Source organism: Streptomyces sp. NPDC090994, from assembly GCF_044768905.1.
In the GTDB taxonomy this organism is placed as follows: Bacteria; Actinomycetota; Actinomycetes; order Streptomycetales; family Streptomycetaceae; genus Streptomyces.
This window is the reverse complement of sequence record NZ_JBIVWS010000005.1, coordinates 278,849-292,764: the sequence shown is the minus strand read 5'-3', so window position 1 is coordinate 292,764 and position 13,916 is coordinate 278,849. Positions and strand designations below refer to the sequence as shown.

At 71.6% G+C, this 13,916-nt stretch carries 16 protein-coding genes; 11 read left to right on the top strand and 5 right to left on the bottom strand.

All coding sequences use genetic code 11. The features are described 5' to 3' along the window. The first annotated feature begins 31 nt into the window (after window positions 1-31). Both ACIQR3_RS14170 and ACIQR3_RS14165 read left to right on the top strand, forming a co-directional pair. Window positions 32-790 carry a DUF6879 family protein gene (locus ACIQR3_RS14170; protein ID WP_403538196.1) on the top strand — a complete coding sequence of 253 codons (759 nt, stop codon included), beginning with the start codon at window positions 32-34 and terminating at the stop codon, window positions 788-790. Between the two features lie 15 nt (window positions 791-805). Next, on the top strand, window positions 806-1,657 hold the full coding sequence (locus ACIQR3_RS14165) for a helix-turn-helix domain-containing protein (protein ID WP_403538195.1): 852 nt from the start codon (window positions 806-808) through the stop codon (window positions 1,655-1,657). A 23-nt stretch (window positions 1,658-1,680) separates the two neighbouring features. Here ACIQR3_RS14165 and ACIQR3_RS14160 read toward each other — a convergent pair whose 3' ends face one another. Beyond that, complete coding sequence (locus ACIQR3_RS14160) at window positions 1,681-2,709, bottom strand: SEC-C metal-binding domain-containing protein (protein ID WP_403538194.1); 1,029 nt, start codon at window positions 2,707-2,709, stop codon at window positions 1,681-1,683. Window positions 2,710-3,003: 294 nt separating this feature from the next. Here ACIQR3_RS14160 and ACIQR3_RS14155 point away from each other — a divergent pair, with 294 nt between their 5' ends. The 4 genes from ACIQR3_RS14155 to ACIQR3_RS14140 all read left to right on the top strand — a co-directional run bounded on the left by ACIQR3_RS14155 (window position 3,004) and on the right by ACIQR3_RS14140 (window position 5,578). Then, window positions 3,004-4,083, top strand: coding sequence for an acyltransferase family protein (locus ACIQR3_RS14155; protein ID WP_403538192.1), 1,080 nt, complete (start codon window positions 3,004-3,006; stop codon window positions 4,081-4,083). A gap of 203 nt (window positions 4,084-4,286) precedes the next feature. Then, window positions 4,287-4,361, top strand: coding sequence for a hypothetical protein (locus ACIQR3_RS14150; protein WP_403538448.1), 75 nt, complete (start codon window positions 4,287-4,289; stop codon window positions 4,359-4,361). Then, window positions 4,358-4,615 carry a hypothetical protein gene (locus tag ACIQR3_RS14145; RefSeq protein WP_403538446.1) on the top strand — a complete coding sequence of 86 codons (258 nt, stop codon included), beginning with the start codon at window positions 4,358-4,360 and terminating at the stop codon, window positions 4,613-4,615. Before ACIQR3_RS14150 ends, ACIQR3_RS14145 begins: the two co-directional genes overlap by 4 nt. Before the next feature lie 390 nt (window positions 4,616-5,005). Further along, entirely contained in the window at window positions 5,006-5,578 is a 573-nt protein-coding gene (locus ACIQR3_RS14140) for a DinB family protein (RefSeq protein ID WP_403538190.1), read from the top strand. Between the two features lie 94 nt (window positions 5,579-5,672). Here the strand turns inward: ACIQR3_RS14140 and ACIQR3_RS14135 are convergent, their stop codons facing one another. Then, entirely contained in the window at window positions 5,673-6,017 is a 345-nt protein-coding gene (locus tag ACIQR3_RS14135) for a barstar family protein (protein WP_403538188.1), read from the bottom strand. Window positions 6,018-6,785: 768 nt separating this feature from the next. On the opposite strand from ACIQR3_RS14135, the gene ACIQR3_RS14130 reads away from it, so the two are divergent. The 3 genes from ACIQR3_RS14130 to ACIQR3_RS14120 all read left to right on the top strand — a co-directional run bounded on the left by ACIQR3_RS14130 (window position 6,786) and on the right by ACIQR3_RS14120 (window position 8,977). Continuing rightward, complete coding sequence (locus ACIQR3_RS14130; RefSeq protein WP_403538187.1) at window positions 6,786-7,106, top strand: DUF6412 domain-containing protein; 321 nt, start codon at window positions 6,786-6,788, stop codon at window positions 7,104-7,106. A 156-nt stretch (window positions 7,107-7,262) separates the two neighbouring features. Then, entirely contained in the window at window positions 7,263-7,985 is a 723-nt protein-coding gene (locus ACIQR3_RS14125; RefSeq protein WP_403538185.1) for a YidC/Oxa1 family membrane protein insertase, read from the top strand. A 134-nt stretch (window positions 7,986-8,119) separates the two neighbouring features. Further along, window positions 8,120-8,977: a fumarylacetoacetate hydrolase family protein gene (locus ACIQR3_RS14120; protein WP_403538183.1), complete on the top strand. Its 858-nt coding sequence runs from the start codon at window positions 8,120-8,122 to the stop codon at window positions 8,975-8,977. A 59-nt stretch (window positions 8,978-9,036) separates the two neighbouring features. On the opposite strand, the gene ACIQR3_RS14115 is transcribed toward ACIQR3_RS14120, so the two are convergent. The 3 genes from ACIQR3_RS14115 to ACIQR3_RS14105 all read right to left on the bottom strand — a co-directional run bounded on the left by ACIQR3_RS14115 (window position 9,037) and on the right by ACIQR3_RS14105 (window position 11,565). Then, window positions 9,037-9,912 (bottom strand): LLM class F420-dependent oxidoreductase, encoded by an 876-nt coding sequence (locus ACIQR3_RS14115; protein WP_403538181.1) that lies wholly within the window; start codon window positions 9,910-9,912, stop codon window positions 9,037-9,039. A 106-nt stretch (window positions 9,913-10,018) separates the two neighbouring features. Continuing rightward, window positions 10,019-10,498, bottom strand: a complete 480-nt coding sequence (locus ACIQR3_RS14110) for a heme-degrading domain-containing protein (protein WP_403538180.1) — start codon at window positions 10,496-10,498, stop codon at window positions 10,019-10,021. Beyond that, window positions 10,495-11,565, bottom strand: a complete 1,071-nt coding sequence (locus ACIQR3_RS14105; protein ID WP_403538178.1) for a Gfo/Idh/MocA family oxidoreductase — start codon at window positions 11,563-11,565, stop codon at window positions 10,495-10,497. The genes ACIQR3_RS14110 and ACIQR3_RS14105 overlap by 4 nt, the downstream gene beginning before the upstream one ends. Window positions 11,566-11,621: 56 nt before the next feature. Here ACIQR3_RS14105 and ACIQR3_RS14100 point away from each other — a divergent pair, with 56 nt between their 5' ends. Both ACIQR3_RS14100 and ACIQR3_RS14095 read left to right on the top strand, forming a co-directional pair. Continuing rightward, window positions 11,622-12,737, top strand: a complete 1,116-nt coding sequence (locus ACIQR3_RS14100; protein ID WP_403538176.1) for an ROK family protein — start codon at window positions 11,622-11,624, stop codon at window positions 12,735-12,737. 408 nt (window positions 12,738-13,145) lie between these two features. Beyond that, on the top strand, window positions 13,146-13,916 hold the full coding sequence (locus ACIQR3_RS14095) for a hypothetical protein (RefSeq protein WP_403538174.1): 771 nt from the start codon (window positions 13,146-13,148) through the stop codon (window positions 13,914-13,916).

Genomic DNA, 13,916 nt, shown 5'->3' with positions numbered 1-13,916 from the left:
GGGAGCCGGACCCCGAGGGAAGGACGCGATCATGACCCGACGACTGCGTTTCAACGGCACAGGCAGCGGCGTCAACGGATGCCCGTCCCTTCATGAGGACCTCGACACGGGCGAGATCATCATTCACGGTCCCGCACTCACCGACCCGGGCGACCTCGCACAGCTCCGTCACCTGAACGAGGGCGAGGTGCCCATCGTGGTACCGCGCGAGCTGTTGGTCGATTTCGGTCCGAAAGAGGTGGTGCGCGAGCCCGACATCATCGGACTGGAGGAGTTCGACCGGCTCTTCACACGGTTCGAGCACACGGCCTGGCGTCTGGAGACGCGTCGCCGCTACGCGTCGGACGAGCTCACCGACACCTATGCCCAGTTCATGCGTGGCGAGCCCGTCGACTGGGAGGGCGCTGACGCGGACTGGTGCGCCGAGCGCCGCGAGCAGGTGGCTCTCGGCAAGCGGTTCGAGCGGGTCCGCGTGGTCGACGAGCCGCCCACGAGCGGCCAGCTCTACTTGCTCGACAACGCACGCCGTAACAGCGCTGTCGGCGAGGTGATCCACAATCTGCGGCGAGGGGATGCCGACCGCCTCGGTCTGCCCGCCGAAGATTTCTGGATCTTCGATTCCCGGCTGGTCGCGCTGCTGAACTTCGATGACACTGATCACCTGTTCAGCGTGGAGCTGGTCACGGAGCCCGCTGCGGTGGTGCGGTACGTCAGGGCGCGCGACGCGGCGCTGCACCATGCCGTGCCGTACGAGGAGTTCGCGGCACGGCTGACCGCGAAGGAGGACTGAGGCAGGTGTGGAGCGGTGAGCACGGACTACCAGCAGGCACGGGAAGCACTCGGGGTACGGCTGCGCGAACTCCGGCTCTCCGCCCCTGGGGGCAGGCTCACCGGCGCTGAGCTCGCCGGCCGGTACGGGTGGAACAAGTCCAAGGTCAGCAGGCTGGAGAACGGCAGACAGACCCCGACGCCCGATGACTTGCGCAAGTGGGCGGAGGCAACCGGCCAGGCGGAGGCATACGACGAGCTGGTCGCGCGCCTTCGCGGCTTCGAGTCCCACATCCGGTCATGGCGGCGTCAGCTCGCCTCGGGGCACAAGGCGGTCCAGGACATCCACCTGAGGGCCCATGCCGACGCCTCGGTCTTCCACGGCTGGGAGTCGTCGATGATCTTCGGGTTACTCCAGACTCCGGACTACGCCCGGGCGGTCTTCACGCAGTACGCGGAGCTACAGCGGTCGCCGCGCGACACAGAGGAAGCGGTCCGGTCCCGAATGAAGAGGCAAGAAGCGCTGTACGACTCCGCGAAGCGCTTTCACCTCATTCTGTGGGAAGCCGCCCTTCACTCCCTGGTCTGTCCGCCGTCGGTGCTCGCGGCCCAGCTCGACCGCCTGCTGGGGACCATTGGCCTGGACACGGTCGAACTGGGAGTCATCCCGTTGTCCGCCCCGCTCAAGATCCCTCCGGCCACCGCTTTCTGGATCTACGACGACCGTCAGGTGATTGTCGAGAACTGGCACGCGGAGTTGTGGATCGACGACGAGGCGAGCGTCGACACGTACCGGCGGACCTGGAGAACGCTGCGCGAGTCCGCGGCGTACGGCGTCGACGCGCAGAACGTCATCAACGCGGCGCGACGAGGGCTGCGTACCCGCTGAGGTGGCAGCGTCCTGCCAGGAGGTCACCGCTCCGCAGCGGTGCTCGCTCCATGACAGTCGCCGTACGTCCGTCCCGACCCGCACCAACATTCGGCCCCCCGCTGCGGCGGCCAGGCAACCGCCCGCCCCCGCGCCCCCAAAGTCGTCGCGTACTGCGGCAACAGCGACGCGTCGGCCGGAGACGCCCCCTCCGACGCCGCGAACGCCTCGTAGGACGGGACCGTGCCCCGTACGACCCCCAGGTTCCGCGTCCCCGACGACTCCAGTTCCCTCAGCGCGTCCTCTATCGCCGCCAGGTGCTCCTCGTAGGACGGGTACTCCGCGGAGAGGGACGGGTACGCCGACAGGAGTTCCGTCAGTTCTTCGGTGGGCCAGTGGAGCATGGCGACCGGGAAGGGGCGGGAGAGGGCCTCGCGGTAGGCGCCGAGTTCGGCGCGGAGGCGGGAGATCTCGGCCTCCAGTTCGGCGGGGTTGTCCGAGCCGAGGGACCAGACGCGCTTGGGGTCGTGCAGCTCGTCCAGGGTGACCGGCATGGAGTGCAGGGTGTCGGCGAGGGTGTCCCAGTCGTCGTGGGGCAGGCCCAGCATGCGGCGGACGCGGTGGCGGCCGTAGAGGAGGGGGTGGGTCGGGCGCGGGGGCTCGGGGGCGTCGGCCAGGAGGAGGCGGGCGGCCTCGGTGAAGGTCTCGTGGGCCGACTCCAGCTCGTCGTGGGACTCCAGGGACTCCGCGACGATGACCCAGGGGGCCGGGTCCCTCGGGGACGCCGCGCGGACGCCCTCGATGATGGCCCTGGCCTCGGCCTCGTGGCCGTACTCCCAGAGGTTGGACGCCTTGAGGGCGCGGACCAGGGCCGGGTTCTCCAGGGTGCCGGGGGCGGAGAGCAGACGGTCGTAGAAGGCCGTCGCGGCGGGGCGCTCGCCGGCCAGCTCCAGGTGGGCTGCGGCCCGCAGCAGCAGGGCCTCGGCGTCCTCCGGGTACAGGCCGGCGGTCCGCTCCAGGCGTGCCGCTTCGGCGGTGTGGTCGACGTTCTCGGCGGGCGTGTCGGGGCGCATGGGGGACACCGTACTGCGGCCTGGTGACAGAGGGGTGTGAAGCCGGTCGGAGTACCGGTGGTCCGCGGTCTCGCGGGGTCGAAGGGTGGACGTCGGAGCGGCGCAGGATCGCCAGGACGGTGCGGCAGCGGAGGCATGGCCCACCTAGGAGACAAGAGCGATCAGGACTTACGTTCATCGCACTGATCGCCTATGCTCGCCTGGCCCCACGGCGCGACGTTTCCGCCCCCGGTCAATCGGTGGCGCTCCTGTGCTGGGCACACATCGGATTCGTGTCGGAGGCTTCGAGCAGTTATGGCACTGCCATCGAATGAGCGGCTTCAGGCTGCCTCGGCGACGGACAGAGTCCCGCGCTGGGACAACGTGCGAGCGCTGTCGGCGACGTTGATCGTGGTGCTGCACACCACAGGGCCGGCCGTGCCGGACGGTGGCATGCTTCAAACCTTCAACGTCACCATGTGGCCGCTGCGCGTCCCCGCGTTCGTCATCCTCGCAGGGGTGTTCAGTCAGGGGGGCCCACTGGACTCGCGCTACGCGCGTGGCCTCGTCGGAAGGATCCTCGTCCCCGCCACACTGTGCTGGATCCTGCTCTCCACGGAGAAGGTCCTGCTCGGCATGGAGTTCACCTTCCACCTGAGCCGATGGCCCTGGACTCTGTGGTTCCTGATGGCCCTGCTGTGGTGGCGGCTGCTGCTGCCCCTCATCACCCAGCTGCGCTTTCCGCTGCTCTGCACGACGGCGCTCGCCCTCGTATCCGGTTACTTCGGTGAGATCGGCATGAACTACGCCGGGGCCCGGACCCTGTTGTACCTACCCCTGTTCTACCTGGGCTGGCGCCTCGGCCAAGGCACCCTGTTCGCCTCGTGGTTCACCTCGCGCCGTACCCTGCCCCTTGCCTGGGCCGGGCTGATCGCCGGTCTCGGCGGTGCCTTCCTCGTCTGGCGGCCGTGGCCTCATTCCGCGGTGCTGTACGACGACGTTCCCCTGCCCATCGAGCTCGCCTGGCTCCCCCGCTTCTTCATCCTGGTGGCGTCGGCGGCCCTGGTGCTCTGCCTGCTCCGTGTCACCCCCAACCGGCGCATCCCGTACATCACGTCGATGGGTGCCGCAGGTTTCACCATCTATCTGCTCCACCCCTTGTTCATCCGCCCCTTCCTGGTCCTCGGCTACGCCGACCGCGTCGATACCCGCTTCGAACAAGCCGCCGTGTTCCTCGGCGCGGTCGCCCTGGCGGTCTTCCTCGGCAGCCCCCTGATGCGTCGCCTGGCCCGTCCCCTCACCCGTCCCCCGATCGACCGTTTCCTCTTCCGGCCGAAGCCGAAGGCCCCGGCACCGGAACCGCGGGCCCAGTCGCCCAGGGAACTCGTCGGCTGACGCGGAACGACAGCGTCAGCAGCAACACCGGACCGCGGTGGTCCCCACCGCCCGTGGGCCCGGGTGGCGCCGGAAGGGCTGGGAATGGTCAGTCGCTCACCGAAACCACCGGGGCCCTCGCTGGTACGCGCCTCGCCGGTTTTCACGTCCCGCGCGTCACCGACTTTTTCGGCCACGTCTCCTAGTTCACCGACGACTCCCGGCTGAGGATCGTCGTCGAGACCGACCGCGCGGGGCATACCACCCGAACGACTTACGACGACCAGCACCGCCCCTGACCGTCACCGACCCCCTCGGCGCCACGACCCGCTACACCTACGACGACCTGGGCCGCCCCCCCCTGAGCGTCGGGCGCCCCGACAACACCACCGCCGTCCTCACGTACGACGAGGACGGCACCCGGTCGAGACGCGGGAACCGGGCGGGGCCGTCACCCGCCGCATCGCTGTCCAGGACCAGGGTGTCGGCGGGAGTGGCGGGGGAGGAGCGGGTCACGCGACGTTCGCCCCGCCTCGCGTCTGCTATGTGCTGAGCGATGCAGAGCGACTACCCGCAAAGACCCTGGACGACGGCGATCGAGGTCGGCCGGAACGGTTTGAGTTCGTCTCCGTCACGAACGTCTCGCCCGTCCGTGCACTCCCTCGAAGCATCGCACCACGCACACGGCCTCGCCGGACCCGTGTCCGGTCAGCGGACGTCACTGATTCGACGGACAGGATGTTCAGTGTGACCTTCTCAGGCGCGCTGGTGAGCCTCCTTGACGGACTGGGCTGTCTGGCCGGGAGCAAGAGGTTGTCTCACGTGGCGAGTTCCGCGCGCTTGCTCAGGGCCGTAGTCGTGGTCAGGTTTCGGCTCTGCCGGTCGCTGCGTTCCACGTACGGGATCTTGAGGCCACGAGTAGCCCATGGCAGGCTCATGCCGCGTGATCGATACATTCGCAAGGGGCAACCTGCACGGGAGACTGCGGCGGGACCGCAAGGCGCTGCTCTGGAAACTCGACGGACTATCCGAATACGACGCCCGCCGGCCCTTGACCGTTACTGGGACCAACCTTCTCGGCCTGGTCAAACACGTGGCCAGTGTCGAGGCCAGGTACTTCGGCGAGGTCTTCGACCGCCCTTTCCCGGAACCGCTGCCTCGGTGGCAGGACCATGACGGCAGCGATCTGTGGGCAGCCGAGGACGAGACACGCGATCAGGTGATCGGGTTCTACCGGCGTACGTGGGAACACTCGGACGCGACGATCAACGAGCTTCCCCTCGATGTCCCCGGCCACGTGCCGTGGTGGCCGGAGCCGCATTCCCACACGAACCTGTTCGCCGTCCTGGTCCACGTCCTTGGCGAGACCAACCGGCATGCCGGGCACGCCGACATCCTGCGCGAAGGCGTCGACGGCCGAACCGGGATGCGCCCCGAACACGAGAATCGGATCGACGAGGAAGCCCGTGCAGCCCACTGCGCGAAGATCGAGCAGGCCGCCAGATCGGCCGCATGAGTATCCTGTCGAGACTCTTGGAGTGAAAGGGTCGGTCGTACACTATCCACGCGATATCGCGCCAGTACAACGGTGAAGCCAGTAGTTCCATCCGTCACTCCGGCGCCGAGGATCGATCGATTTCCCTCTGCAACGCATCACGTGCGCCTGCGCTGTAGAGGAAAATCACGTGGAACGTACTCTTTGCATGCTCGGCAGAGTTCGGTCTACGAGCCCAGTCCTCGGCCGACCTGAGAAGGGTTCGGAAGAAGGTGCTGCGTTCTTCGGGAGCCTCGTTCAGGATCTTTTCTGATTCTTCCATGATCAAGAGGTAGCGCGTAGCGCTGATCCAGTTCAGGTCAGACAGGCAGTCATGCAGGGCGTTCCAGTTCCAGCCGAAATAGCCCGGAAGCCTGAGGGTCTTGCAAAACTGGGAGAAAACACCGTCGACGTCACCCATCTCCCGACCGTGCATTCTGGCGACAAAGATGGACCCGCTCGGCGGAAATGCGTACCATGCCGGAATGGGTGAATCGTTCTGGACGGCATGCATCCAGGGTGCATTGTCGTCCCACCAAGGACTTTCATTCATCGTCCAACCTCCATGACGATGACGTCTGATAATGAGTTGGAGTATAGTATGCGGAACCATCGGATCCGGTAACAATTCGCTCTCCGCCGGGGTTCGGATTCGAAGTCGACTGTACGGTTCCCCATTCTGTGTAGCGAATGGGGTTCCCGGTGCTGTCAAATTCTGGAAGCTTGTAACCGCCGCCCTTGCCGCTGTTCTCGAACGGGCGAGGCATCGATGGTCCCATGAGCTGTGGTCCAGCGCCCTGCGCCTCGACACCGAATTGACGAATGTCCTGTAGTAGCGCCTTCGACTCTGCGGGCACGGTTGTGGGGATCCAGCCTCGAAGCCTGGATGTGTCACCCAGGATCTGCCCCTCCTGGCATTGGGGCGCAAGCCCGAGTGCGTCAGTCCAGGTGTGGGGGTTGTGGACGTAGGTGTTGGGATTGGGCGCCGGCGCGAGGCCGAGAGGGTCAGGAGTTACGTATCGGGTGTCCGCCGAGACGGCGCTCGGGGTCCGCGTTTCGGCCGGCGGCCTCCGGACCGTGGGCCACGGAACCGATCACCTCGGGGCCGCGTCTTCTGCGGCGGATGCGGTATAACCGGATGAGCGGAAGAAGAGCCGTACAGGTGACCGGGGAGCGGGGAGGGACGTCGATGGGCCGTAGTCGTACCGGCGTACGTTTCCGGGCCCTCGCCGTGCTGCTCGTCGCGGTGTTGGTGCAGTTCGCCCTGGCCGACGCCGGGGGGCTCTCCGTCACCGTCGCGCTGGCCGCCACCGCCGCGGCCGGTTCCGCGCTCAGCCTCTGCGCCCTCGCCGCCGCGCGCTGCGCGCCCGTCGTGCCGCCCACCCGGGTCCGTACGGCCATCCGCGACCGCGACCGGCGTACGGCCTTCCTGCCGCAACGCGATCCCGACGCCGCCGGCCGCCGCAGGCCCCGAGCGCCCGGCCGCGCCCTCCCGGCGACCGCCGCGTAGGGCACACTTCCACCTCCCCGCCCACGGACCGCTCATCCGAGCGCCCCCTGAGCACCCGGTGCGCTGCTGCTCACCGTTCTCCGTGCCCCTCCCCGGTCCGCCGGTCCCGCCGTTCCCCTCACCCGGCACGACGAGACCCCCGGAGGGTTCCGCACCATGTCCGTGTTCGCCGATCTGGTCGGCGGCCTCGCCGACCTGCTCCAGCCGCTGTTCGGCGCCGGCGCCGCTGCCGCCGCCATCGTCCTGTTCACCGCGCTCGTACGGCTCCTGCTCCATCCGCTGTCCCGGGCCGCCGCTCGCGGGCAGAAGGCCCGCACCGCACTTCAGCCGAAGATCGCCGAACTGCGCCGGACGTACGCCAAGCGTCCGGAGAGGTTCCAGCGGGCCGTACTCGACCTGCACGCCGAGGCCAAGGTGTCACCGCTGGCCGGCTGCCTGCCCGGCCTCGTGCAGCTGCCCGCCTTCTTCCTCCTCTACCACCTCTTCTCCAGCACCTCGCTCGGCGGACAGGCCAACCACCTGCTCGGCCACCAGCTGTTCGCCGCCCCGCTGGGCGGGAACTGGGGCGACGCGCTCGCGGGCGGCGGGCCCTTCGGCGGCGCCGGGCTCGTCTACGCGGGACTGTTCGCGCTCGTCACCGCCGTGGCCGTGGCCGGCTACCGGCTCACCCGGCGCACGATGGCCGACCGGCCGGTGCTCCCCGCCGCCGGGCAGGAGCAGCTGCCGGGTGCCGGGGCCGTCACCGCGCTCACCAAGGCCATGCCGTTCATGTCCTTCCTCACCCTCGTCACCGTGGCCGTCGTCCCGCTCGCCGCCGCGCTCTACGTCGTCACCAGCACCACCTGGAGCGTCGTCGAACGGGCCGTGCTGTACCGGTGAGCCCCGGCGGGGGCTTGCGGAGCCGAACGTGACCTTGGAGGATCGACCAGTCCTCCGATGGATGGGCCGCCCGCCGCACCCGGGCGCCGCCCCGCCCCGTCGGACGGGCGGTCCGCTAGCGAGGGAGAGAGAACATGAAGCTGCTGCGAGTCGGTACGGCCGGGGCGGAGCGGCCCGCGCTGCTCGACGCCGACGGCACCCTGCGCGACCTGTCGGGCGTGGTGCCGGACGTCGACGGGACGCTGCTCGCCGACGAGGCGGCGCTCGCCCGGGTCCGGGCCGCCGCCGACGCCGGCGACCTGCCCGTGCTCGACGGGACGGGGCTGCGGATCGGGCCGCCGCTGGGCCGCATCGGCAAGGTCGTGTGCATCGGGCTCAACTACCACGACCACGCCCGGGAGACCGGGGCCGAACCGCCCGCCGAACCCGTCGTCTTCTTCAAGGCGGCGGACACCGTGGTCGGGCCGTACGACACCGTGCTCGTACCGCGCGGGTCCGTGAAGACCGACTGGGAGGTGGAGCTGGCGGTCGTGATCGGGCGTACGGCCCGCTACCTGGAGTCGGCGGAGGAAGGGCTCGCCTGCGTCGCGGGGTACGCGGTCGCGCACGACGTCTCCGAGCGGGAGTTCCAGATCGAGCGCGGCGGGACCTGGGACAAGGGCAAGAACTGCGAGACGTTCAACCCGCTGGGGCCGTGGCTGGTGACGGCGGACGAGGTGCCGGACCCGCAGGACCTGCGGCTGCGGCTGTGGGTCAACGGGGAGCTGAAGCAGGACGGGACGACCGCGGAGCAGATCTTCCCGGTGGCGGAGGTCGTGCGGTACGTCAGCCAGTTCATGACCCTGTATCCCGGTGACGTCATCAACACCGGGACACCGGCGGGCGTGGCCATGGGACGGCCCGAACCCAAGCCGTACCTGCGGGCCGGGGACGTCGTGGAGCTGGAGATCGAGGGGCTCGGGCGGCAGCGGCAGGAGCTGAAGGGCGCCTGAGCCCGGCGCCCTCGTCACCCGGCCAGGGCGCCCTCGTCACCCGGCCAGGGCGCCCCTCGTCACCCCAGCAGAGCGGCCAGGCGGCGCCAGCCCTCCCTCGGCAGGGACGTGCCCGGGCCGTCCTCCACCAGCTGGAGGGCGACGTGGTCGGCGCCCGCCTCGTGGAACTCCGCGATCCGGCGGCGGACCGTGTCGTCGCTGCCCCAGGCGAACACCGCGTCGATCAGACGGTCGCTGCCGCCGTCCGCGACATCCGCGTCGGTGAAACCGAGACGGAGGAAGTTGTCGGTGTAGTTGGGGAGCCGGAGGTAGCGGGCGAGGTAGCCGCGGGCCGTGGCGCGGGCCCGCGCCGGGTCGGACTCCAGGACCACCTTGAACTCCGGGGCCAGCAGCGGGCCGTCGCCGAGGAGCTCCCGGGCCTTCGCGGTGTGCTCGGGCGTGACCAGGTACGGGATCGCGCCCGCCGCCCGGTCCCGGGACAGCTCCAGCATCCTCGGGCCGAGCGCGGCCAGCAGCCGGTGGTGGTCCGGCACCCCGGCCCGGTCCAGCGCGTCGAGGTAGGCGACCATCGCCGAGTACGGACGCTGGTAGCCCTTCACCATCGGACCGTGGCTGACGCCCAGGCCGAGCACGAAGCGGCCGGGGCGGGCCACCTCCAGCTCGGCGAAGCGGGCGGCGGCCTCGGACGCCTCGTGCTCCCAGATGCTCTGGATGCTGGTGCCGACCACGATCCGCGAGGTCGCCTCGATCAGCGGGACGGCGTGCTCGGCGAAGCTGTTGCCGCCCAGCCACAGGGCGCCGAAGCCCAGCTCCTCCAGTTCGGCCGCGGCCTCGGCGCGGGCACCGCGCCCCTCGGCGTCCTCGGCGCGCAGGGCGGCGCTCCAGACGCCGTACCGTCCGACGGATGTCCTCAGGGCAGCCGCGGTGTCGCTCATCGGTTCCGGTCCCTCCGGTGGGGTGCGGTGACGATCACTCATCTACCGCGTGGCAACCGCGGCGTACCGGAGGTGATTCCCGGCGGACGGCCGGACGGGTGACCGGTCACCGCTCCAGGAACCGCTCCAGCGCCTCCACCACCAGCCGGTGGTCCTGGAGCTGCGGCAGCCCGGAGACCGTCACCGCGCCGACCACACCGACGCCCTCCACGGTGACCGGGAAGGAGCCGCCGTGCGCCGCGTAGGTGTCGGGGTCCAGCCGCGAGGACTCCTCGAACGTCGTGCCCTTGGCCCGGAACCGGGCGCCGACCAGGTATGACGCGTGGCCGTACCGCTCCACCACCCGGCGCTTGCGGGCGATCCAGGCGTCGTTGTCGGGCGTGGAGCCGGGCAGCGCGGCGTGGAAGAGCTGCTGTCCTGACCGGTGGATGTCGACGGCGACCGGCGCCTGGCGCTCACGGGCCAGCTCCACCAGGAGCGAACCCAGCGCCCACGCGTCGTCGTGGGTGAAGGAACGGAAGACCAGGCGGCGTTCCTGCGCCTCCAGCTCCTCCAGGCTCGGCGTCAGCTCGGGCTTCGTCGTCACAGCGCCACCACCGATCCGTCGAGGGCCGAACGCCGGGCCGCCTCCAGCACGTCCAGGGCGGCCGCCGCCTCCAGGGCGCCCACCGGGTCGGGCCCGCCCTTCAGCAGGGCCTCGGCCACCGCCGCGTAGTAGGCGGGGTAGTCACCGGGCAGGGACGGCACGGCCTGCCCGCCGCCGGTCGCCGGGGACTCGCCGGAGCCCAGCCGGCCCCACAGCGACTCGTCCTCCTCGCCCCAGCCGGGCCCGGGCCGCTCGCCCGCGCGCAGCGCCGCCTCCTGCGGGTCCAGGCCGTACTTGACGTACCCGGCCTTCGAGCCCAGCACCCGGAAGCGGGGGCCGAGCTGGGCGGTGGTGGAGGAGACGTAGAGGTGGGAGCGGACCCCGTTGGCGTGCGTGAGCGCGAGGAACGTGTCGTCGTCGGCCTCCGCGCCCGCGCGCCGGACCAGCGACTCGGCGTACACCTGGGTGACCGGGCCGAACAGCACCAGCGCCTGGTCGACGACATGGCTGCCGAGGTCGTACAGCAGACCTCCGATCTCTGCCGGGTCGCCGGACTCCCGCCAGCCGCCCTTGGGCTGGGGGCGCCAGCGTTCGAAACGGGACTCGAACCGCCATACGTCGCCCAGGGCGCCGTCGGCGAGGAGGCCCCGGAGGGTGAGGAAGTCGTTGTCCCAGCGGCGGTTCTGGAAGACGGAGAGCAGCAGGCCCCGCTCCTCGGCCAGCGAGGCCAGCGCGCGGGCCTCGGCGGCGGTGCCCGCGAGGGGCTTGTCCACCACGACCGGCAGACCGGCCTCCAAGGCTTGGGTGGCGAGCGGGACATGCGTCTTGTTGGGGGAGGCGAGGACGATCAGGTCGAGTTCGCCGGCGCGGGCGAACAGTTCGTCCGGGGTGCCGGCGAGCCGCACGCCGGGGAACTCGGCGCGGGCCTGCCGCTGCCGCTCCGGGCTGGACGTGACCACCGTGTCCAGGGCGAGTCCCTCGGTGGCGGCGATCAGCGGGGCGTGGAAGACGGAGCCCGCGAGGCCGTAGCCGACGAGGCCGACGCGGAGGGGAGGAGTGCCAGTCATGACGTCCACTTTGGCAACCGTGTTGCCAAAGTGCAAGCAGCGGCGACAATGGCCGGGTGAACAGGACGAACGGCCCCGGACCCGAACCCGGCCCACCGGCCCCGCGCAGCCGCGGCACCGCCCTGGTGCTGGACCTGCTGCGCACGGCCGGGGCGGAGGGCATCAGCAGGCTGGAGCTGGCCGAGCGGACCGGGCTCACCCCGCAGGCGATCAGCAAGATCACCGCCCGGCTGCGGGCGGACGGCCTCGCCGCCGAGGCCGGGCACCGGGCGTCCACGGGCGGCAAGCCGCGCACGGTCCTGCGGCTGCTGCCGGAGGCCGGGCACGCGGTCGGCGTCCACCTGGACCGCGACGAACTGCGGGCCGTCCTGGTCGACCTGGCGGGCACGGTGACGGGGGAGCGGCGGGCCCCGCTCGACCTGGGCGCGGGCTCGGAGGCCGTGCTGACGGAGGTGGCCCGCGAGGTGACCGGCCTGGTCGCGGGCGTCCTCCGGGTGCCCGCTCCCCCCACCCTCCTCGGCGTCGGCGTCGCCCTCCCCGGCCCCCTGGACCACGCCCGGGGGGTGCTGCACCGGGTCACCGGATTCCCCGAGTGGGACGGCTTCCCGCTGCGGGACGCGCTGACCGGGCGGCTCGGCGTGCCGGTCGTCGTCGACAAGGACACCAACGCGGCGGCGCTCGGCCTCGCGGTCGGCGGCGAGCGCGGCTCCTTCGCCTACCTGCACCTGGGGACCGGGCTCGGCGCGGGGCTGGTGTTCGACGGGAGCGTGTACCGGGGGGCGCGGACGGGGGCGGGGGAGTTCGGGCACCAGGTGATCCAGCTCGACGGGCCGCCCTGCCCGTGCGGCGCCCGCGGCTGCGTCGAGGCGCTCTGCCTGGCCGCCGTGGCACGCGGCGACCTGGCCGAGGCGGCCCGTGTCCTGGGCGCGGGCGCCGCCAACCTGGCCGGGCTGCTCGACATCGACCTGGTGCTGCTCGGCGGCCGTACGGTGGCGGGTGCGCCGGACGCGTTCACCGGCGGGGTCGGCGCGGTGCTGGACGCCCGTGCCCGGCGCGAGGGCGGGCGGGAGACCGCCGTGCCGGTACGGGTCGCGCCCGGCGGGGCGCGAGCGACCGCGGAGGGCGCGGCCCACCTCGTACTGTCGCCGCTGTTCGGCCGGGGGGACGCGTGACGCCGGTCGCGTGATCCAGGACGGCCGACGCCGCACTGCTGGTGCCGGGTGGTGGGTGCCGGGTGCCGGGTGGCGGGTGGCGGGTGGCGGGTGGCGGGTGGCGGGTGCCGGACGCCGGGTGGCGGGTGGCGGACGCCGGGTGCTGGGCACGGGCCACGTGACGCCGGGTGCCGGGTGGCGGGTGCCGGACGCCGGGTGCCGGGTGCCGGACGGGGGCCGCGTGACGCCGGGTGCTGGGCACGGGCCGCGTGACGCCGGGCGCCGGGTGCCGGGCGCGACGCGGAGCGCCCGGCACCCCACCGCCGGACGGCCCCCGCTGCGCCGGTCGGCGGCGCGCGGTACGCCCGTTCGGAGGGGGCGACGGAGTGGCACCCCCCATCCGTACGCGTCCGGAACGCTCATGTGTTCATGCGACTGTGTGCACCCGTGTCACCCTGCCTGGTGGCGGCAGCCGCCCTCCTCGCCGGCCCGGCCTCCGCGCCGGCCCTGGCGTCCGCCGCCCCGGCCCAGGGGCCCGCCCCCCTCCCCGCCTGCGCCGCCCCCGACGACCACACCTTCCCGCTGACCACCCGCGTCCACGGCGGCCCCGACGCCTACGAGGCCGGCGGCGGCCCCGGCACCTGGTACCTGGACCTGACCAACACCACCGACCGCACCTGCGCGGGCCTCCACCCCGTGGTCGTCCTCGTCGACGAACAGCGCGCGCTGAAGCCCGCCCAGCCCCGCATGGAGTTCCACGACGGCGACGGCCGCCCGCACGCCGTCCGGTTCGAGGCGACCGACGCGGACGAACTGGTCGGCGTCCTCGCCGCCGACGCCGACGGCTTCCCCGGCTTCACCGTCGAGGCCGGGCGCACGCTCACCGTGCGGCTCAGGCTCGCGCTCACCCCGGACACCGCGCCCGGCCAGGTCACCGCCAACGCCGCCGTCGTGCAGCGCCGCGAGGGCGACGGCGACTGGATCGGCCAGTCGAACGACTACCGCTTCCGCGTCACGCCCCCTGCCCGGAGCGACACCGGCGGAACCGGCACCGAGAGCCCGGCCCCCTCCGGCCGCCTGCCGTTCGCCGACGAACTCGCCGGTACGGGACTGGGCCGGACCTACGCCGTACTGGCGGCCGCCGCGCTGCTGGCCGCCGCCGGCACCACCGCCGTCGCGCTGGCCCGCCGACGCCGCTGA

Excerpts from the sequence above, each read along its gene's own strand:
- ACIQR3_RS14170 (WP_403538196.1), top strand. The coding sequence starts at position 32 with ATGACCCGACGACTGCGTTTCAACGGCACAGGCAGCGGCGTCAACGGA.
- ACIQR3_RS14160 (WP_403538194.1), bottom strand. The coding sequence starts at position 2,709 with ATGCGCCCCGACACGCCCGCCGAGAACGTCGACCACACCGCCGAAGCG.
- ACIQR3_RS14155 (WP_403538192.1), top strand. The coding sequence starts at position 3,004 with ATGGCACTGCCATCGAATGAGCGGCTTCAGGCTGCCTCGGCGACGGAC.
- ACIQR3_RS14135 (WP_403538188.1), bottom strand. The coding sequence starts at position 6,017 with ATGGGTGACGTCGACGGTGTTTTCTCCCAGTTTTGCAAGACCCTCAGG.
- ACIQR3_RS14130 (WP_403538187.1), top strand. The coding sequence starts at position 6,786 with ATGGGCCGTAGTCGTACCGGCGTACGTTTCCGGGCCCTCGCCGTGCTG.
- ACIQR3_RS14125 (WP_403538185.1), top strand. The coding sequence starts at position 7,263 with ATGTCCGTGTTCGCCGATCTGGTCGGCGGCCTCGCCGACCTGCTCCAG.
- ACIQR3_RS14120 (WP_403538183.1), top strand. The coding sequence starts at position 8,120 with ATGAAGCTGCTGCGAGTCGGTACGGCCGGGGCGGAGCGGCCCGCGCTG.
- ACIQR3_RS14115 (WP_403538181.1), bottom strand. The coding sequence starts at position 9,912 with ATGAGCGACACCGCGGCTGCCCTGAGGACATCCGTCGGACGGTACGGC.
- ACIQR3_RS14105 (WP_403538178.1), bottom strand. The coding sequence starts at position 11,565 with ATGACTGGCACTCCTCCCCTCCGCGTCGGCCTCGTCGGCTACGGCCTC.
- ACIQR3_RS14095 (WP_403538174.1), top strand. The coding sequence starts at position 13,146 with ATGCGACTGTGTGCACCCGTGTCACCCTGCCTGGTGGCGGCAGCCGCC.